The 18,422-nt window shown below is 59.7% G+C and carries 19 protein-coding genes; 12 read left to right on the top strand and 7 right to left on the bottom strand.

Going from position 1 to position 18,422, the window contains the following annotated elements:
* Positions 1-8: 8 nt before the first annotated feature.
* The gene (locus tag LN244_RS01380) at positions 9-467 is read right to left on the bottom strand and encodes a c-type cytochrome (RefSeq protein WP_239041078.1); all 459 of its coding nucleotides are present in this window, start codon (positions 465-467) and stop codon (positions 9-11) included.
* Between the two features lie 9 nt (positions 468-476).
* On the bottom strand, positions 477-1,133 hold the full coding sequence (grxB, locus tag LN244_RS01375; RefSeq protein ID WP_239041077.1) for a glutaredoxin 2: 657 nt from the start codon (positions 1,131-1,133) through the stop codon (positions 477-479).
* A gap of 158 nt (positions 1,134-1,291) precedes the next feature.
* On the opposite strand from grxB, the gene LN244_RS01370 reads away from it, so the two are divergent.
* Entirely contained in the window at positions 1,292-1,942 is a 651-nt protein-coding gene (locus tag LN244_RS01370; RefSeq protein WP_239041076.1) for an LON peptidase substrate-binding domain-containing protein, read from the top strand.
* A 6-nt stretch (positions 1,943-1,948) separates the two neighbouring features.
* On the opposite strand, the gene LN244_RS01365 is transcribed toward LN244_RS01370, so the two are convergent.
* Complete coding sequence (locus LN244_RS01365; protein WP_239041075.1) at positions 1,949-3,334, bottom strand: SLC13 family permease; 1,386 nt, start codon at positions 3,332-3,334, stop codon at positions 1,949-1,951.
* Positions 3,335-3,430: 96 nt separating this feature from the next.
* Between LN244_RS01365 and LN244_RS01360 the strand changes: the two genes are divergently transcribed.
* The gene (locus LN244_RS01360; RefSeq protein ID WP_239041074.1) at positions 3,431-4,234 is read left to right on the top strand and encodes an AraC family transcriptional regulator; all 804 of its coding nucleotides are present in this window, start codon (positions 3,431-3,433) and stop codon (positions 4,232-4,234) included.
* Here the strand turns inward: LN244_RS01360 and LN244_RS01355 are convergent, their stop codons facing one another.
* On the bottom strand, positions 4,235-5,293 hold the full coding sequence (locus LN244_RS01355) for a sensor domain-containing diguanylate cyclase (RefSeq protein ID WP_239041073.1): 1,059 nt from the start codon (positions 5,291-5,293) through the stop codon (positions 4,235-4,237).
* Positions 5,294-5,463: 170 nt separating this feature from the next.
* On the opposite strand from LN244_RS01355, the gene LN244_RS01350 reads away from it, so the two are divergent.
* From LN244_RS01350 to LN244_RS01325, 6 genes are all read left to right on the top strand, one after another.
* A complete protein-coding gene (locus LN244_RS01350; RefSeq protein WP_239041072.1) occupies positions 5,464-5,718 on the top strand; it encodes a Trp family transcriptional regulator in 255 nt (84 codons plus the stop codon).
* Complete coding sequence (locus tag LN244_RS01345; RefSeq protein WP_239041071.1) at positions 5,715-7,106, top strand: anthranilate synthase component I family protein; 1,392 nt, start codon at positions 5,715-5,717, stop codon at positions 7,104-7,106. Before LN244_RS01350 ends, LN244_RS01345 begins: the two co-directional genes overlap by 4 nt.
* Positions 7,103-7,765 carry an anthranilate synthase component II gene (locus LN244_RS01340; protein ID WP_239041070.1) on the top strand — a complete coding sequence of 221 codons (663 nt, stop codon included), beginning with the start codon at positions 7,103-7,105 and terminating at the stop codon, positions 7,763-7,765. Before LN244_RS01345 ends, LN244_RS01340 begins: the two co-directional genes overlap by 4 nt.
* 180 nt (positions 7,766-7,945) lie before the next feature.
* Positions 7,946-8,875 carry an ABC transporter ATP-binding protein gene (locus tag LN244_RS01335; protein ID WP_239041069.1) on the top strand — a complete coding sequence of 310 codons (930 nt, stop codon included), beginning with the start codon at positions 7,946-7,948 and terminating at the stop codon, positions 8,873-8,875.
* Positions 8,876-8,878: 3 nt separating this feature from the next.
* Positions 8,879-9,640: an ABC transporter permease gene (locus LN244_RS01330; RefSeq protein ID WP_239041068.1), complete on the top strand. Its 762-nt coding sequence runs from the start codon at positions 8,879-8,881 to the stop codon at positions 9,638-9,640.
* Between the two features lie 92 nt (positions 9,641-9,732).
* Positions 9,733-10,566: an aldo/keto reductase gene (locus tag LN244_RS01325; protein WP_239041067.1), complete on the top strand. Its 834-nt coding sequence runs from the start codon at positions 9,733-9,735 to the stop codon at positions 10,564-10,566.
* Positions 10,567-10,621: 55 nt separating this feature from the next.
* Here LN244_RS01325 and LN244_RS01320 read toward each other — a convergent pair whose 3' ends face one another.
* Both LN244_RS01320 and LN244_RS01315 read right to left on the bottom strand, forming a co-directional pair.
* Positions 10,622-11,059, bottom strand: a complete 438-nt coding sequence (locus LN244_RS01320; RefSeq protein WP_239041066.1) for a DUF1810 domain-containing protein — start codon at positions 11,057-11,059, stop codon at positions 10,622-10,624.
* A gap of 74 nt (positions 11,060-11,133) precedes the next feature.
* Positions 11,134-11,817 carry a pyridoxamine 5'-phosphate oxidase family protein gene (locus LN244_RS01315; protein ID WP_239041065.1) on the bottom strand — a complete coding sequence of 228 codons (684 nt, stop codon included), beginning with the start codon at positions 11,815-11,817 and terminating at the stop codon, positions 11,134-11,136.
* A 142-nt stretch (positions 11,818-11,959) separates the two neighbouring features.
* Between LN244_RS01315 and pdxR the strand changes: the two genes are divergently transcribed.
* The 3 genes from pdxR (at position 11,960) to LN244_RS01300 (ending at position 16,271) form a co-directional block, all read left to right on the top strand.
* Positions 11,960-13,456: a MocR-like pyridoxine biosynthesis transcription factor PdxR gene (gene pdxR, locus LN244_RS01310; protein WP_239041064.1), complete on the top strand. Its 1,497-nt coding sequence runs from the start codon at positions 11,960-11,962 to the stop codon at positions 13,454-13,456.
* Between the two features lie 505 nt (positions 13,457-13,961).
* Entirely contained in the window at positions 13,962-15,650 is a 1,689-nt protein-coding gene (locus tag LN244_RS01305; protein ID WP_239041063.1) for a thiamine pyrophosphate-dependent enzyme, read from the top strand.
* Between the two features lie 96 nt (positions 15,651-15,746).
* Positions 15,747-16,271, top strand: a complete 525-nt coding sequence (locus LN244_RS01300) for a gamma carbonic anhydrase family protein (RefSeq protein WP_239041062.1) — start codon at positions 15,747-15,749, stop codon at positions 16,269-16,271.
* A gap of 25 nt (positions 16,272-16,296) precedes the next feature.
* Here LN244_RS01300 and LN244_RS01295 read toward each other — a convergent pair whose 3' ends face one another.
* Positions 16,297-17,595, bottom strand: coding sequence for a DUF3422 domain-containing protein (locus tag LN244_RS01295; protein ID WP_239041061.1), 1,299 nt, complete (start codon positions 17,593-17,595; stop codon positions 16,297-16,299).
* Between the two features lie 31 nt (positions 17,596-17,626).
* On the opposite strand from LN244_RS01295, the gene LN244_RS01290 reads away from it, so the two are divergent.
* A complete protein-coding gene (locus LN244_RS01290; protein ID WP_239041060.1) occupies positions 17,627-18,397 on the top strand; it encodes a 2'-5' RNA ligase family protein in 771 nt (256 codons plus the stop codon).
* The last annotated feature ends 25 nt before the right edge of the window (positions 18,398-18,422 follow it).

Below are 18,422 nucleotides of genomic sequence, written 5' to 3'. Positions count from 1 at the left end.
GTCGAGATTCAGTCCCTGAATTTGTCGTGACAGGCCTTACAGCTTTGCGCCAGACGACCCACCATTGACCGGAGGTCATCGCGCGCCAGCCGTTCGGCAGCGGCCTGATACAAGGCCTGACTGCGCATCTGCATCTCGTCCATCAGGCCATTGAAGCGCTCCGGGGCTTCCCAGATACGATAGGAAGCACGGCTTTTCACGGTCTCGCCACGGACGCTGTTGGCATCAGCAAAGCCCTCATCAACGATCTTGCCCAGTAGCACCAGACGCTCGGAGCGACTTTCAAACTCAACGGCATCAAAGGTCACACGCCCCTGCACCATCGCCGCCAGACGGCTCAGATTCCACTCCATCGCACGGTAGACGCCCTGACGATACTCAATTGCCGCATCGGCCTCCGTTTGCGCCTGCGCCATTTGGGCGGACAGACTCAAGACTCCGGCAGCAAGGATGACTCCAACCTTCATCTTCTCTCCTCAAACTGCGCGCTCAAAGTAAAGCTCGACGCCCCCCAGCTCTGCCACTTCATGCAACCACTGCTGCAGCCGTGGCGGGAACGTCAAGCCATCAACCAGAGTGAGATACTGCAACGGCGGAAAGTTCAACACATCATTCCAGCTCAGGGTGTCACCCTGTTCGGACGGCAACGTCAGCGGCGGCAGTTCAGCGAGGACTCGCTCGATCACCGCCTTGTGCGTGTCGGTTTCAGCCAGCGCCTGTTCGAACGAACAGCCCAACAGCGCCTCTTTCTTGGCACGAAAGTAATCACAGGCGGATTCAGTCGCAAACGTATCCATACCGATCCGGGTGACACGCGGGTAGGTCAATGCCCAGCTGTGCGCCTGCACCGGCTGCAGTCTGGGCTGAATCGCTTCGCCCAGTTGCAGAGGGCGCAGCGCTTTCGGGCCTTCTCCCAGTTCGTCCAGCAGCTTGGCAATATCCATGCTTTCGGCAATGGTAATGCCCTGATGCTCGAAGATCGGCACCATTTTCCTGCCAATCAGGCGATGGCAACTGTCTTCATCATCGTTCAACAGTACCACCTGTTGCAGATCACTGACCTGCCGGTAGTGAGCCACGATCAGGGTTCTGATGCAAAACGGGCAGTGGTCATAGATATACAATCGGGACATCCAAAATCTCCCCGCAGAGGTAAAAAGGGCTATCCTGACAGCATCACCCGGTGAAGCCAATGCCTGTTAGCCCGCTGGCTCAGCCATGCGTGACAACAACCGAGCGCACCGGATGTTCTGTGCTTCACCCAACCTTGCCTATTGAATGGAGCAGAGCCTTGACCGAAATCTGTATCTTCCCCATACCCGGCTGCGTAACCTTTCCCGGCACGGTGTTTCCCCTGCACGTGTTCGAACCGCGTTACCGGGAGATGATTCATCACTGTCTGGATACCGGAATGCCTGTTGCCATATGCCATACCCGAAAGGAGATCAGCCCGGGCAAACCGGTCGAAAGCCTGGAACAGGCTCTCAACTCCAATCAGGCCACCTACCGCCCCTACGACATTTTCAGTGCCGGACCTTGCGAGCTGCTGGACACCACCGAGGATGGCCGCATGCTGCTGAACGTGCATATCGAGCAACGCTATCGACGTGATCGGGAGATTCAGCTGCTGCCCTATCAGGTCTACGAATGCAGCCCCTTTCCGGACCTGGCGTCCACGCCGGATGAAGCAGCGGCCAACGCACTGCTGCGGGACAAGATCATCCACCGCCTGCAGGCACTGTCGCATCCAGAACCGGCTGCACGCCAGGCCATTGACCAGATTGCCGAGTCACCCGCATGGCAGGCCAAATCCGACAGCGAGTTCAGCATGGCACTGTTCGGCATCATCCGTTTCGATGCCGATATTCTGCAGGGGCTGCTGGAAATGAATTCAACTCACCAGCGCCTTCAGCACACACTCGAACTGCTCAACGAGGTGTGAACACGTTCAGATCCAGCCCAGTAGCTGCCACCACAGGTAATCCAGCGGCAGCAGGATGATCACGGTCAGCAGCGCCAGCACCAGACACAGGCGCGCTGCGTGACCAATGGAAACACCCGCCAGCGGCATTGCCATCATCAGCGGCACCGATTGATAGGTAAACACCACGGTGGAGAAGCCGAAGACCTGCGTCATCAATACCGCTTCCAGACTGAAACCGGTCATCTGGCTGATTTGCTCCGCCAGCGGCGTCAACGTCGCCGGCACTCCAGCCAGCGTCGCCACCACCCCGGTCAGCATCGCCGCCAGTGACAGCGAGAAGAAATTGATTGCGTCACGACCCGGTTCCAGCGGGAGCCACTCCAGCACCCGTTCACCGATCACCTGACTTACCTGGCTGTAATTGATCAGGCTGGCAATTCCGAGCAGTCCCGCCACCACCAGAATCGAGCTGATATTGACCTTCTCGTTAAAGCTCTTGGGCGACACCATGCCCACGCCAGGCAACAGCAGGAGCGTAGCCGCCGCCAGCCCGATCCATGCCGCTGAAATATGGTGTACCGAATCGGTCAGCCAGAAACCCAGTGTCCCCAGCATGATCAGCATCAGGCGGCTTTCGCGAAAACTGAACTCCCCATTGTCGCGGATCGCATCTGCACGCCGGGGGGTATCCGGATAGAGCTTGAGGATGATCAAAATCAGCAGCACGGCTTTCAATGCCCCCAGCACCGGAAAGTGCAACAGCAGGTATTCGGTAAACATGGGGGTCCAGCCATGGATCTTCTCGGCCGAGCCGATCATGATCATGTTCGGAATATTGGCCGGCAGGATGGCAAAGGTGGGCAGGTGACAGCCAAACGCTGCCGCCAGCACCACGCCGTGCTGGCCATTACTGCCCTTGGCAAAACCGCAGTGCTCGGCAATGGCCAGTGCGATGGGAATGAACAACACCACGCGTCCTACCGAGGAAGGCATCACAAAACCCAACAGCACCCCCATCAGCACAATACCGGTAATCAGCCCCGCATAGCTGCTGTCCAGATAGCGACTGAAGCGGTTCGAGATACGCTGTGCCAGACCGGTCTCGGCAATCGCGATCCCGATGACCAGGCCGGAAAAGATCAGCCAGCAGGCGGTTGACGTCAGCCCCGCAAACACTACCTCGGCCGGCGCCAGCGACAGCAGCATTGCCAGCACCAGCACGACCAGGGCCGTGACGAACTCCGGCAGCGCACCGGTGGCAAACAGCACCATCCCCGACATGATCAGCAACGCCGACACCTGCTGCTGACCGGTAAACAGATCAGCTGCCGGCGACAGCATCAGCAGCAACGACAAAGCAGGAATCAGAATCAGCGCAACTAGTTGAGAGCGTTTCAGTGGAATCGTCATGGCCAACCCCCGAATGACTGGATACTGGCTATTTTGCCAAAGGCCGATTAAGGTTTAAGTCGACAAAATGACATTCAATATCGAATTTCGGACATCATGTCGGAACAGCCCATCCCGCCACGCAAGCGCTACCGTTCAAAGCTGGGTCAGAGGGTCGACCCTGCACTGCCGATCCTTGGCCTCCACGACCTGATTCTGACCGACTTCGAATTCGACTTTCACAGCCACCCGCGCGGCCAGCTCGCCTATGCGTCCGCCGGCGTGATCAAGGTCTACACCGACAACGGCAGCTGGATCGTGCCGCCTTCACAGGCCGTCTGGATACCGGGAGGCCTGCGCCACTCGGTCAACCCTGAAGTCACCTCGGAGATTCGTCACCTGTTTGTCGACCCCTCCTGCCTGCACCGATTCCCGGAACAGTGCAGTGTCGTCGAGGTCTCGCCACTGTTACGCGAACTGATCCTGCGTGTCGCCAACTTCGGCGACGACTATGCTTCGGACAGCCCCGCCAGCCGTATCGCCGCCGTCATTCTCGATGAACTTCAGGCACTGGAGCCATCACGGCTTCACCTGCCGCTCTCTGGCGAGCGCCGCCTGCAACGGGTGATGCAAGGCATGATCGAACATCCCGATGCCGATACCGGGCTGGCCCAGTGGTCAGCCCGAGTCGGGGCCAGCGAACGTACCCTGCGCCGCCTGTTCATCCGTGAAACCGGTATGACCTTCCAGCAATGGCGTCGCCAGCTGCTGTTGCATGAGGCCGTGGGTCGACTGGGTCGCGGGGATTCCGTGATGAGGGTCGCGCTGGACCTGGGCTACAGCAGCCCCAGTGCCTTTGTCGCGATGTTCAGGAAGGCGCTGGGAAAGGCGCCCGGGCAATACTTCAAGGCCAGCCAATAATCAGGCGTGCCCCTGTTCGGGAGTCAACAGCTCCACCCGGTTGCGTCCCGCATTCTTGGCCATGTAGAGCGCATTATCGATTCTGGCGAACAGCTGATCGATACTGTCACCGGGATGATATTCGGTCACTCCGAAGCTGCAAGTCACAGTCAGACCCGGCATCATCTCCTGTTCACTGATCAGCTGGCGCAGCTTGTTAGCTGCACCCACCGCGCCTTCCAGCGATATGTCCGGGAAAATCAGTACGAACTCCTCTCCGCCCCAGCGGGCAAAGAGGTCAATATCACGAATATGCTGGTTCACAAAGGCTGACAGGTGCTCCAGCACGCCATCACCGGTTTTATGGCCGTAGGTATCGTTGATCTGCTTGAAATGATCGATGTCGAAGATCGCCATCGACAGTGGATGTTTGTAGCGATCCGCCCGGGATTTCTCCTTGATCAGCTCTTCCTCGAATTTCTTGCGATTGGCAATTCTGGTAAGCGCGTCAGTATTCGAGATATGCTCGATCTGCGCCACCTTTTCCTGCAGCTCCCGGTTTCGCCGTTCGAGCTCCTCGGCCTTCTTTCGCAGGCGCTTCTCCAGTGTCAGGTTACCCGCCTGCAACAGACGGTTCTGCTCGATCAGCTCAAGCTGGGCCACCTTGCGTGCGTGAATGTCCAGATGCGCGCCGATGATACGAGTCGCCTGCCCATCGTCGTCTCGCCCAACCGCCAACGCGCGATCCGTAATCCACAGATAGCTGCCGTCTGCCTTTTTACAGCGATAATCGATGCAATAGTCGTTTGTCGTTCCGCGGCTGAACAGCTCGAAGTTGCGCATGACGCGCGCATAATCGTCGGGATGTATGACATTTTCCCAGGTGAAGACATTATTTCCGAATTCACCCACGGCATAACCGAGCATGCGGAACCAGCCGGGACTGCGCAGGACTTCACCGGTTTGGCCGTTCCAGTCCCAGGTCCCTTCCACTATCAGGTCCAGGATGCTGTTTAATGTCCAGTCGGCATCCTCAAGACTGAGGTGCTGATAGGTGATGGCGGGCATGGTTGCTTTCATGGTAGTTGACCATCGAACCTGATCTGCTTGACACAGGGGGGCTATAAAAGAATGGCCCATACCGCTGCACTGCACAACTTTAAAATGCCCTGCAAAGAACAATTCATGAATATGGCCCGCGAACCAAATTCCGATTGACCCATCCCCGCGTTGTGATACCGTACTAGTACATGAATACAACCCATTTGAATGAGCTGCTCGATCACCTGCTGGAAATGCAGAATCGGGACTCCCTTGAAGAAGCCCTGCGCGACTTACTGACCCCGGCGGAGCTGACCGAGGTCTGCAATCGTCTGCAAATTCTGCGCATGCTGGAAGCCGGCGTGCCGCAGCGGGAGATCGCCAAACAGCTCGGCGTCGGTATCGCCACCGTTACTCGCGGGGCACGCGCCCTCAAGATCAAACAGCAACAGAGGCTAACATGAGCCAGAAACCGGCCCGCATCACGCTGCCTCGCAAGCCACATTACGTGACGCTGGCGGCAGACATCGACTTCTTTGGCCTGTTCAAGAAGATCGAGAAACGCTTCGACAACTGCTTCATGCTGGAGTCGCTGGGTGAAGAGAGCCACATCTCCCGCCACTCCATCATCGGCTTCGATCCGGAACAGATTCTCTGGGCCACCGAAGGCGAACTGCATGTGCAGGGCCGTGACGGTGCGGTCAACAGCTACGCCAGTGACAACCCCTATTACCTGCTGCGCGAGATCGTGCCCCAGAACATCATCTCGCGGAAGTATGCCGGCGGCCTGACCGGGTATATCGGCTACGATTGCATGAACTACTTTGAGCCGAGTCTGAAACTGCAGCACAGCGACATGTTCGACGTGTTCCGTTTCGGCGTGTTCAAGGACGGCTTGATCCTCGACAAGATGACCGGCGAAGTGATCTATTTCCACTATGATGACAGCCGTTTGGAGACCATCGAGCAGATTCTGGCAGAACCGGCCGTCAGTAACGGGCCACTGCAGGTGACGCCGATGGGCGAAACCATGACCCAGGCAGAACACGCTGCCGCGGTGATGAAAGTGAAGCAGGACATCATCGACGGCAAAGTCTTCCAGTGCGAAGTGGGCTTCAAGAAGCGTTTCCGCCTTGAGGGCGATACGATCAACCTGTACGAGCAGCTGCGTGAGGTAAACCCCTCACCGCAGATGTATTACGTCAAGTTCGGCGAGCAGAAACTGATCGGCGCCAGCCCCGAGCTGCTGTTCCGCCTGCGTCAGGGCGAAATGGAAACCTTCCCGCTGGCCGGCACCACCAAGCGTGGCGCCAACGAGGTGGAAGACACTCAGTTTGCCCGCACGCTGCTCAACGATCCCAAGGAGATCGCCGAGCACAACATGATCGTCGACCTGCACCGCAACGACATCGGCCGTGTGGCCCGCTTCGGCACGGTAAAGGTACGCAGCCTGATGGATATCAAGCGCTTCAGCCACGTGCAGCACATCTCCAGCGAGATTGTCGGCATTATTTCCGAGGATCACGACATGTTCTCGGCATTGGCCAGCAACTTCCCCGCCGGCACCCTGACCGGCGCACCCAAGATCGAAGCGATGAAGATCATCGACGACCTGGAATCGGATGGCCGCGGTCCCTATGGCGGTGCCGTGGGCCACTTCTCGTTCAACGGTGACTGCACCTTTGCCATCCCGATCCGTACCGTGTTCGCCAACGGCGAAAACGCCTATGTACAGACCTGTGGCGGCAACGTCTATGACTCCAACCCGGAGGACGAGTACGAGGAAATCCGGCGCAAGTTCGCCGGCACCAAGAAGGTTCTGGACCAGTTTATCGCGGAGGATGAGGCATGAAGGTCTATATCATCGACAACTATGACTCCTTCACCTACAACCTCTACCAGTACATCGGAGAAATCCTCAGCACCGAGCAGCATCAGGGCCGCCTCGACAGCTTCGACATTGTCGTCAAACGCAACGACGAAGTGACACTGGCCGATCTGCGGGATGCCGCACCGGACCGAATCATCATCTCGCCGGGCCCGGGCTCGCCTGACGACCCGGAATACTTCGGTGTCTGCGCCGAGGTGATCCGCGAGCTGGGGCCTCAGATTCCGCTGCTGGGCGTCTGCCTGGGCATGCAGGGCATCGTGCACGTCTTCGGCGGCAAGGTGGTCAAGGCGTCGCTGCCGATGCACGGCAAGATCAGCCCGATCAGCCACACCGCCGAAGGCGTGTTCGCCAATACGCCGGACCAGCTGGAGATCATGCGCTATCACTCGCTGATGGCCGAGCCGGAAAGCCTGCCGGAGTGTCTGGATGTGACGGCCGTGGTGGGCGACCTGCCGGTCGCAAGCTTCACCGACCACGCCCGCATTCATCAGGGCGGCGAATTCGAGATCATGGGGGTCAAGCACCGCGAGTACCCGATCCACGGCATTCAGTTCCACCCTGAATCCTTCGCCACCGAAGGGGGCAAGGAGCTGATCGCCAACTTCCTGTTCCAGGCCTGATCATCACCCACCTGCCGGCCTTTCCGGGCCGGCGGGAACCTCTCGGCCTGCGCCCCGGTTGACGGCCAGCACTGGCAGCAGAGTGTTTCTGCACTGACCACCCCACACAGACCATCGCATGGAATCCGGTTATCGCGCTACACTCAGTGCCTGCAGCCAGCCAGATGACAAGGAGTGCCTGTGCAATCGATCATCAAAATCCAGGGGGTCAGCAAGACCTACGCTTCAGGATTCACGGCCCTGAAGTCGGTCGACCTGGAGATCCGCCGCGGCGAGATTTTTGCCCTCCTCGGGCCCAACGGGGCCGGCAAGACAACACTGATCAGCATTATCTGTGGCATCGTCAATGCCAGCTCGGGCCGGGTGCTGGCGGATGGCGTCGACATCGTTGACGACTATCGCCAGGCACGCAGCCTGATCGGGCTGGTGCCCCAGGAGCTGACCACCGATGCCTTTGAAAGCGTCTGGGATACGGTGTCCTTCAGCCGCGGCCTGTTCGGCAAACCGGCTGATCCTGACTACATCGAGAAGGTGCTGCGCCAGCTCTCGCTCTGGGACAAGCGCCATTCGAAGATGCTGGCCCTGTCCGGCGGCATGAAGCGTCGTGTCATGATTGCCAAGGCCCTGTCCCACGAACCCCGTATCCTGTTTCTGGATGAACCGACCGCAGGCGTCGACGTAGAACTGCGCCGGGACATGTGGGAGATGGTACGCGGCCTGCGCGAAGATGGCGTGACCGTGATCCTCACCACCCATTACATCGAAGAGGCCGAAGAGATGGCCGATCGGATCGGCGTCATCAACCGGGGAGAGCTGGTTCTGGTGGAGGACAAGGCTGAACTGATCCAGAAGCTGGGCCAGAAGCAGTTGCATCTGCACCTGCAGACACCGCTGACGGAGCTGCCCCCTTCGCTGAAGCCGTTCAATCTGGTCCTGAGCGAAGAAGGCACTCAACTGACCTATACCTTCGATGCCCATCAGGAAACCAGCGGGATCGCGGACCTGCTGCGCGGCCTGAGTGAACTGAATATCGATCTCAAGGACCTGCAGTCGAAACAGAGTTCACTGGAGGAGATTTTCGTCAGCCTCGTCCACCGACCAGAGAGTTAAGCCATGAATATCAACGGAATTCGTGCGATCTACCGCTTCGAAATGAACCGCACCCGACGCACGCTGATGCAAAGTATCATTTCGCCGGTGCTGTCGACGTCGCTCTACTTCATCGTCTTCGGCACCGCGATCGGCTCGCGCATGGGCGAAATCGACGGGATCAGCTACGGCGCCTTCATCATTCCCGGTCTGCTGATGCTGTCGCTGCTCAGCGAGAGCATCTCCAACGCGTCCTTCGGCATCTTCTTTCCGAAATTCTCCGGCACCATTTACGAGGTGCTGTCGGCCCCGGTGTCCCCCTTCGAAATTCTGGCCGGCTATGTCGGTGCCGCAGCGACCAAATCGCTGATCATCGGCGCCCTGATACTGCTCACCGCCCGAGTGTTTGTCGACTACAGCATCGCCCACCCGTTCTGGATGCTGGCCTTCCTGCTGCTCACTGCGCTGACCTTCAGCCTGTTCGGGTTCATCATCGGGGTCTGGGCCAACGATTTCCAGCAACTGCAGGTGATTCCGCTGATGGTGATCACGCCACTGACGTTTCTGGGCGGAGCCTTCTACTCCATCAACATGCTGCCGGAACCCTGGCATACCCTGACCCTGTTCAATCCGGTGGTCTACCTGATCAACGGCTTCCGCTGGGCCTTTTACGGTGTTGCCGACGTCCACATGGGCCTGAGCCTTGGCATGACCCTGATGTTCCTGCTGATCTGCCTGACGGTTGTCTGGTGGATTTTCCGCACCGGATATCGCATCAAACCCTGAGTACCCAATGCAGCTTCTGGATAGTTGCCCCGCTTCCAAACGGTGTAACATCCCGCTTTTAGTCACAACTGAACGACACTGGAGAGTTGCCGATGAGCCTGACCCCCGCCCCGACCCTGACGCTGGCCAACGGGATCGAGATGCCCCAGGTTGGACTGGGCACCTGGCCACTGAACGACCAGCAAGCGGCGGAGGCCGTCACCACCGCGCTGGAGCTGGGGTACCGCATGATCGATACCGCCGAGAACTACAACAATGAGGTCGGTGTGGGACAGGGTATCCGCAACGCTTCGGTGCCACGCGATCAGGTGTTCGTGACCACCAAGTTCAATCGTCAGTGGCACGGTTTCGAAGGTGCACAGACAGCCTGTGAAGCCAGCCTCCAGCGCCTGGGACTGGACTACATCGACCTCTTGCTGATCCACTGGCCCAACCCGGATCAGGACCGCTTCGTCGAAGCCTATCTCGGTTTGCTCAACCTGCAGGACAAGGGACTGGTACGTGCCATCGGCACCTCCAACTTCAAACCCGCACATCTGCAACGCCTGCTGGCTTTGGGCCTGACCCCTCAGGTCAACCAGATCCAGCTGGACCCGTATCACCGCCGCGACGACCTGATCTCGCTGCACCAGAGCAAGGGCATCGTGACCGAGTCATGGCGTCCACTTGGCTGCGGCAACGCCATGCTGGCCGATCCTGTGGTCACCGGTATCGCCGCAGCGCACCAGTGTACGCCTGCACAGATCGTGCTGCGCTGGGCGGTGCAGCAGGGGTTCGCTACGGCACCCAAGTCAGCCAACCCGGCACGCATGGCCGAGAACCTGAGTCTGTTCGATTTCGCCCTGAGCGATAGCGAGATGGCAGCGCTGGATCAACTGGGTCGTGATGATCCGGAGATGCTGGACGCCGACAGCTTCGGTCATTGAAAGGGGCGGTTGCCATCAAGGCTGACCGCTCGAAACCGGCTGTGCAGGGTTCGGATCAGCCCTGCCGGCGCTGCAGATATGAAAGGGTCAGCGAATCCGGCTCGCCGCCGTAGTACTTGTCCAGTATCTGCTCAAACTGCGACCCCGGCTTGTCCGCTCGGGCAAAGAGGGTTGCGCAGGACCTGAGTTTGAGGTCGTCCGGCGAGCCCAGAATCGCATGAGCACTGAGTCCCTCATGCTCCAGCAGAGCCTCGCAGCACTTGCGCAGTCTTGGTCCCAAAACCGGATGGTGCAGATAGGCACGCGCCTCTTCCAGCCCCGAGAGGCCGTAATGCTGCGCCATGCTACTGCGCCCCAGCACCGCCAGTTGCGGCAGGATGTACCAGATCCAGTGGCTGCGCTTGCGTCCCGCCTTGAGCTCGGCCAGTGCTTGTGGATACGCGCCTTGCTGGGCGGTGACAAAGCGGTTCAGGTCGAAGGGATCAGTGCCCATGGCGCGCATCCTCACAGTCATTCAGCATCAGTGTAGCCTGCCTCACGGCAACTCCAATAAGACCGAAAGCACCATTAGTCCACCCGCCGAATATCGCAGTCGGGATAGACTGGCATTGCATGAGCCGCTGCAGCCTGCGCAGGATCCTGCTCCGCCTCGCCCCAGACCTGCCGCACCGGCAATACCCCCGCCCAGACCGGCCAGTCCATATCCTCCTCGTCATCCACGACACCGGCAGCACGCGCCTTCATGGAGGCTTCGTCCAGCTTGATCCTCATGATACCGGTGGCCCGGGCTTCCAGCTCGGTCACAGGACGAAGCTGCGGCCAGCGTCCGGGGCTGAGTTTTTCCACGAATCGCTCAAAGTGGTACAGCTTCTGTACCGGGTCCGTCACCGCTTCCGGTACGCCGTATACCATTACGGAGCGATAGTTGACCGAGTGGTGAAAGGCCGAACGTGCCATCACCAGGCCATCCAGAGTCGCCAGGGTGATGCAGACCTTCTGCTCCGCCTGCCCGGCGCCATGAACATTGGCTGCCTTGCTGTGACCGTGCCAATAGAGGTAGTCCCCATCGCGCCAGTGACACGTGGGTATCACCCGCACCTGACCCGCGATCTGAAAACCGACAAAACAGAGCAGTGACCGGTCGATAAAATCCAGCATGGCTTCGCGCTCAGTCAGCGCCCGTTTGGCACCCCGTTTCAACTGGGTCAGGGGAGTGGCTGAAAGACGACCGCAGGCAACATTCTGTGACATTGAGAATCTCCGCTCTGTGCTTTCCCGCGTGAAGCCACATGAACTGTCCGGCTGTAGCTGGGAAATGAAAAAGAATGAGCACACTTTAGCCCCTTCAGGTATTCTCAAAAACATCCACCTTTTAACTTTTTTACCAGTCCAGATGAGCAGCACACGGCGTCACAGTATCGGCAGTCTGAGCCTTTCCCTGCACCCCGGCCAGGGGCCCTATTACCGCCAGCTGATCGAGCAGATCCTGCAGGCCATCACGACGGGGCAACTCCAGCCCGGAGACCGACTGCCGGGCAGTCGCGCACTGGCACAGGCATTGGGCGTCTCGCGCAGCACACTGGTACACGTTTACGAGCGACTGATTGCTGAAGGCATGCTGATCAGTCGGGTCAAAAGCGGTGTTTTCGTGGCCGACCAGCCGCAGCCAAGCGTCCAGATCCGTCCCCTCGCCCCTGCGAAGCCCGAAGCCCAGCCGCTGGCCTTTGACTCCGGGGCCGATAGCCGCATGTTCCCAAGCCGGAGCTGGCAGAAAAGCATGCGGGCCAGCTGGCAAGCACCCGACCCGCGGGTACTGGACGACGCCTACGCAACCGGATACCCGCCGCTGAAGCAGGCGATTGCCGAATATCTCCATCAGCTGCGCGGACTGAACTGCTCGGCAGAGCAGGTGTTCATTACGGCCGGCAACCGTGATGCCCTCACTCTGCTGCGTCACGCCTTCGGACAGATCAGCCCCGATAGTCGCTGGCTGACTGAAACCCCGTCCTACACGCCGATCAGGCACCAGTTGGCTGACTGGGCGGGTAACAACCACCAGCCCTTTCTGCTGCCCGTCGATGGTGAAGGCTGCCGCCTGCCGGCTCAGGAGTCCGCGCCGCCCATCGTTTTGCTGACGCCCAATCGCCAGTACCCCTCGGGGGTGGCCATGAGCTCCGAACGACGCCAGCACTGGCTGCAGCAACTGCAGGACAGACACATATGGCTGGTGGAAGATGACTACGACAACGAATTCAGTTACCAGGGGCGTACGGGGTTGCCCCTGATGCAGGCGGATCGCTCCGGGCGGGTCTTTTTCCTCGGCAGCTTCTCCAAGGTACTGTTCCGAGGACTGCGCCTGGGGTTCATTCTGGCGCCGCCGGAACACTGTGCCAGCCTGCGCCGCAGCCGTGAACTGCTGGGCGGATCAGCGGCACTGCCCATGCAGCCGGTGCTGACCGAGTTCATGACCAACGGGGAATTCGGCCGCCACATCAACCGCATGCGCCGTCATTACCGTAAGAAAAGAGATTACCTGCTGTCCCTTGTCGAACAGTATTTGACGCCCTGGTTCGACTGGCAGAGCCCCCAAGGCGGCATGCATCTGATGATTCGCCTGCGCCCCGCCGTGGCAGAGCGACTGCGCTCTGGGGACCGTCAGGAGCAACGCCCGCTCGATCAGCAAATCGCCGCAACGTTGGCGGCCGAGGGGGTCCTGCTCGAGCCATTATCGCCACACTATGGCCACCCGAAACAGGTGATCCAGACAGCGGGTGACCCACGGACTCCATCTACCGAAGGCTTCATTCTGGGCTTTTCTCGCCCGGATGAAGACAGCATGCACCTCATGCTGCAGACGCTGGCGGAACAGCTGACCAGAATGTCTGACTGAACCGATGAAGTCTGGTGTCCCGCCCCCAGCTACTGGATTAATCCCGCCAAACCGGCTAAGGTGACCAAAAATAATTACGGCTGCAGGACATGCTCAACCGTTCCATGCATAAACATCAATGGCGTCTCTCGATCGGTCAGCACTGGTCGCGGAGCATTCGTGGCATCGCCATTCCCCCTCCCCGCTTCATCGGACAGATCTGATCTGGCCGAGCTTTTCCACATCTCCATTTTCGTTGTTACGGCATTTTAAGTTCCTTGCACGCGTCCGCGTGTGCTGAGCTTCGTCCCCGACATCTGAACGCCCTGCATACCCGGGAATCTGTCGTGCGAGGCTGAATGCCACCCGCCGTCTGAACGTACAACAGCGAATGGATATCCAGGCGAAGTACCGACCGAGCCAAGGCTCGGCGCTGTACCCGTGGCGGCATACCGCCGCAGGTACGGACGGCCAGACAACTCACTAAGGTTTACCCATTTGTCAGCCAAAAAGAGTTTTCTGCGTCATGAAGCACACAGCCATGAACAATACCGCCACGAAAAAAATGACCGCCGGCGAAGCCATGATCGAGTCCGCCGTTGCCAACGGAGTGGATACCGTTTTCGGCATTCCGGGGGCTCAGATCTACCCGCTGTTCGACGGCATCTACAAGCACAACCTCAACTTGATCGTGCCTCGGCATGAGCAGAGCGCAGCCTACATGGCGATGGGCTATGCCAAGTCCACCGGCAAGACCGGCACCTTTGCCGTAGTGCCCGGCCCCGGCATTCTCAACACCACCGCAGCATTGTGCACCGCCATGGGCAATTGCAGCCCGATCCTGGGCCTGACCGGACAGGTCCCGTCACCCTTCGTTGGCAAGGGCCGTGGCCACCTGCACGAACTCAAGGATCAGGCCGGCACGCTGCGGTCCATCATCAAGGACGCCTTCGCCATTGACGATCCTGCACAAACCGCACAGGTTATGAACCGGGCCTTTGACACGGCTCGCAGCGGTCGACCGGGGCCGGTCACCGTGGAAATGTGCTGGGACACCATGGCGGCCGAAGGCGAGTTTGCCTCACCCGCGCCGGTGCCGGCCGCCGAGCCTGAACCCGAGATCAGCCCTGACTCGATCAAGTCGGCGGTCGAGATGATCGCCAAGGCCCGCAAGCCGATGATCATGTGTGGGGCCGGCGCTCTGCATGCCTCCGAAGAAGTCACCGCACTGGCTGAATTGCTCAACGCACCGGTCACGGCCTTCCGCAGCGGCCGTGGCGTTGTGTCGGAAGATCACCTGCTGGGCATGTCTGCCGTTGCGGCACGCCAGTTGTGGGACGACTGCGACCTGCTGATCGGCATCGGTTCCCGGCTGGAGATGCCCTATCTGCGCTGGAACAACTACATGCAGTACGAGCGCAAGCCGAGCAGTGGCCCCCAGCTGATCCGCATCGATATCGATCCGGCACAGATGGAAATCTTCGCCCCGGATCTGGGCATTGTCGGCGACTCGGCCCAGGTTTGCCGTGCGCTGTACGATCAGCTCATCACCCGGGCCAAGCCGAATTCCGACCGTCTGGACGAAATCGCACAAGCCAAGGCGGTCGCCTGGAATGCGCTGCAGAGCGTTCAGCCGCAGATGGCCTATCTGGATGTGATTCGTCAGGTGCTGCCGCGTGATGGTTTTTACGTGCCCGAACTGTCCCAGATGGGCTTCACCACCTGGGTCGGCGGTCTGCCGGTCTACCAGCCGCGCACCTATGTGGAAGGGGGGTTTCAGGGCACGCTGGGCTACGGCTTCCCGACGGCGCTGGGCGTCAAGGTAGCCAATCCGGACAAGGCAGTGGTTTCCGTCAGCGGTGACGGCGGCTTCATGTTCGGCGTACAGGAGCTGATGACCGCTGCCGAGTTCAACATCGGGCTGGTGTGCATCGTGGTCAACAACCATTCCTACGGCAATGTTCGCCGCGATCAGGAAATGGGGTTCGGGGGCCGCTTCAGTGGCTCCGAGCTGAAAACGCCGGACTTCGTCAAGCTGGCGGAGAGCTTTGGCGTCCGGGCTCATCGGGTCAACAGCCCTCAGGCGCTCAAGCCGGTGCTGGCCAAATGCATCGAGCTGAACCAGCCCTGTCTGATCGAGATCCAGTCCGAGCGCGGTCTGGAAAGCTCGCCCTGGCCCTTCATCCATCCGCAGGGCCCCTTGAAATCGGCCTGATCCCCGCTATGGGTTAATATGAAGGTATTCGGAGCAGGCCGCTGGTCAGGCTGGCCTGCTCCACAACTCACTTCATCCCGATAACACGAGATCAGCATGGCGATTTACGAATATGACGGCCAGCGTCCCGACGTGGACGCAGACGCCTACGTCCATGAACAGGCCACCTTGATCGGACAGGTCACGCTCGCCTCCGGTGCCAGTGTCTGGCCACAGGCGGTATTGCGCGCCGACAACGAACCCATCCACATCGGCACCGGCAGTAACGTGCAGGACGGCGCTGTACTGCACACCGATCCGGGCTTTCCGCTCCAGATTGGTGACGGCGTCACCATCGGCCACCAGGCAATGCTGCATGGCTGCACCATCGGCGACAACTCGCTGGTCGGCATTCAGGCGGTGGTATTGAACGGTGCCAGGATCGGCCGCAACTGTCTGATCGGAGCCGGCTCACTGGTGACTGAAGGCAAGGAATTTCCGGACAACTCGCTGATTCTGGGCAGCCCGGCCAAGGTGGTTCGTCAGCTCAGCGACGAGGCGATCGAAGGGCTGCGCGCCAACGCCCTGTCCTATGTCGGCAAGGCAGGCGACTACCCGACCAAGCTGAAACGGATCGGCTGATATTCACGGCCCGGGTGACGGCGCTTTACTCGTCATCGTAGCCCTTGAGCAATCGGCGCAGGTACCAGAACAGGCCCAGGGCCAACAGCGGCACCAGCAGGCTGAGTCCCAGTGACAACTGGCGCTCCAGCTCGGTATCGCCGAGGATGTTCCTTAGCGTACGGTCGATCAGGTCGAAGGCATAGTAGGTCACCACGATCACGGTGAAGCTTTCCAGCTTGGCCTGCATACGGATCTGGCGGCGGGCCCGGCGGTTCAGGCCCTCCAGCAGGTCCTTGTTCTGCCCTTCGATGGAAAGATCGACCTGTGAGCGGATCAACTCGGTGGAGCGGGCAATGCGTTTCGACAGTCGTTCGACCCGCTCACCGGTGGCACGGCAGGTGCGCCGTGCCGGGTCCAATCGCCGGTCCATGAACTGCTCGATGGTCTGAATCCCCTCCAACCGCTCCTCCCGCAGTTCTTCAATGCGACTGTAGAGCAACGCAAAATAGGCTTCGGATGCGGCCAGGCGGTTGGCACTGCGGGCCGACAGCTCTTCCACCTGCGCGGCCTGCAACATCAGCTGGTTCACCAGCTCCGCCGGCTCACGGCGTGCTTCGGCAATAGCCGCCACCGTCTCCGCCAGCGCCCGGTCCAGCTCGGTAACCTGAGGCATAACATCATTACTCATCGGCAGGCCCAGCAGTGCCATATGGCGATAGGTGTCGATTTCGCAGATCCTCTGCAACAATCGTCCGCAGCGATAATCGATCATTTTCGGCTGCTGCAGCACCAGTACCCGGCTCATGCGGCTGTCAGCCCGCTCCCGGAAATCGGTAAACACCTGCCCGGCTGACCCCATCACCGACGAGCCGGACACCTGATGATCGCCAAAGTGCTGTTCCAGCAACGGCTCCAGATCCATCTCGATCTGGGGCTGGCAGATCACCTCGACACCACAGAGATAGGCACCCGGCAATTGACCACATTCCTCATTGGAAAAGGCCGGCGGCTCGGTCGTCGCCAGTGCATAGAGCGTCAGACTGTAGAACTCGCCATGCGGTTCGAATCTGAGTGCCCAGCGCTCGTTACGGGAAAAGAAGAACCCCTCGCCGTTCTCCGGCAACGGCAGCCCGCGCCGGCTGGCCAGATCACGTACGCTGCGATTGACGGCATCCTCGCCGACACCATCATACAAAATGGCCTGATGGCACAGCGCCAGCGGCCCACTGAGTTTCTGGAACGGACGAGCGTGCACTTCGGCAACGATTTGGTCACGAAGGGAGTGGTCATGCATACTGGCGAAGCTCCGGGAAGACAGGCGATCGACGATACCCCAGAGCATACCAGACACCGATGAAGGAGTTGTGCACAGGATGACATCGGGCGATACCCACACGCTGGCGACCGAGCTGCGGGACTTTCCCGAATGGCACCGGGGCATTCGTCATTACGCCGTCTGGACACTGCCGGTAGAAGAGCCTGCCTGGATCGCGCGCATCGAATATCTGCAACAGCAACTGGCCCCGCTGCTGCACCCCGGTTACGATCGCCAGCCACACATCACACTGTTCGCAGCAGGCCTTGTGGATAACCGTCATTTTGCCGACCACCACGCCCGCCAGCAGGCCAATGCCCTGCAGCAACTCGGGTTGCCGGTGATGACACTGGTGGCAGATGAGTTATCCACATTCAGCACCGCCCCCTGGCTGGGCATTTCCGCCGGAGATAGTCAGCTGTTACGGATTCGCCAGACACTGGCATCGGTCAGTGCCGAAGACTCGCCTGCCCGTGACTACCGTCCCCATATCACTCTGGGGTTTTATCAACAGGCCATGCGACTGGACGCCGTCCACCGCCGCCTGGCCAGTCTCAGCGAAAGCCTGCCGCCCCTGCCTCCGTTACAGGTAAAACGGTTAGAATTGTGTCATTACGCCACCCATGAGATTCAGGGGAAACTGACCGTGAAAGACTCGATCGAACTCACCGAACGCCCGGCAATGAGCCAGCAGCCAGCAGCCGCCGACCCGCTGGAAGCGATCAGGCAGATGCGTCAGGAACAACTCAGGGTATGTGCACTCAAGCAGCAGACGGAACTCGGCCGCTTGATCCATGAAGCCAAAGACACTCGGGAAAAAGACGTTTAATGCCCTGAGGGCAAAAACTAGACAC

The organism is Marinobacterium sediminicola (assembly GCF_022343685.1).
Lineage (GTDB): Bacteria > Pseudomonadota > Gammaproteobacteria > Pseudomonadales > Balneatricaceae > Marinobacterium > Marinobacterium sediminicola.
The sequence above is the reverse complement of the archived record's forward strand: the minus strand, read 5'-3'. Positions and strand labels throughout refer to the sequence as shown.

Bases quoted from the DNA above. Each gene is read 5' to 3' on its own strand.
- LN244_RS01350 (WP_239041072.1), top strand. From the start codon at position 5,464: ATGAATACAACCCATTTGAATGAGCTGCTCGATCACCTGCTGGAAATG.
- LN244_RS01315 (WP_239041065.1), bottom strand. From the start codon at position 11,817: ATGTCACAGAATGTTGCCTGCGGTCGTCTTTCAGCCACTCCCCTGACC.
- LN244_RS01325 (WP_239041067.1), top strand. From the start codon at position 9,733: ATGAGCCTGACCCCCGCCCCGACCCTGACGCTGGCCAACGGGATCGAG.
- LN244_RS01365 (WP_239041075.1), bottom strand. From the start codon at position 3,334: ATGACGATTCCACTGAAACGCTCTCAACTAGTTGCGCTGATTCTGATT.
- pdxR (WP_239041064.1), top strand. From the start codon at position 11,960: ATGAGCAGCACACGGCGTCACAGTATCGGCAGTCTGAGCCTTTCCCTG.
- LN244_RS01355 (WP_239041073.1), bottom strand. From the start codon at position 5,293: ATGAAAGCAACCATGCCCGCCATCACCTATCAGCACCTCAGTCTTGAG.
- LN244_RS01305 (WP_239041063.1), top strand. From the start codon at position 13,962: ATGAAGCACACAGCCATGAACAATACCGCCACGAAAAAAATGACCGCC.
- grxB (WP_239041077.1), bottom strand. From the start codon at position 1,133: ATGTCCCGATTGTATATCTATGACCACTGCCCGTTTTGCATCAGAACC.
- LN244_RS01300 (WP_239041062.1), top strand. From the start codon at position 15,747: ATGGCGATTTACGAATATGACGGCCAGCGTCCCGACGTGGACGCAGAC.
- LN244_RS01290 (WP_239041060.1), top strand. From the start codon at position 17,627: ATGACATCGGGCGATACCCACACGCTGGCGACCGAGCTGCGGGACTTT.
- LN244_RS01380 (WP_239041078.1), bottom strand. From the start codon at position 467: ATGAAGGTTGGAGTCATCCTTGCTGCCGGAGTCTTGAGTCTGTCCGCC.
- LN244_RS01340 (WP_239041070.1), top strand. From the start codon at position 7,103: ATGAAGGTCTATATCATCGACAACTATGACTCCTTCACCTACAACCTC.
- LN244_RS01295 (WP_239041061.1), bottom strand. From the start codon at position 17,595: ATGCTCTGGGGTATCGTCGATCGCCTGTCTTCCCGGAGCTTCGCCAGT.
- LN244_RS01360 (WP_239041074.1), top strand. From the start codon at position 3,431: ATGTCGGAACAGCCCATCCCGCCACGCAAGCGCTACCGTTCAAAGCTG.
- LN244_RS01330 (WP_239041068.1), top strand. From the start codon at position 8,879: ATGAATATCAACGGAATTCGTGCGATCTACCGCTTCGAAATGAACCGC.
- LN244_RS01345 (WP_239041071.1), top strand. From the start codon at position 5,715: ATGAGCCAGAAACCGGCCCGCATCACGCTGCCTCGCAAGCCACATTAC.
- LN244_RS01320 (WP_239041066.1), bottom strand. From the start codon at position 11,059: ATGGGCACTGATCCCTTCGACCTGAACCGCTTTGTCACCGCCCAGCAA.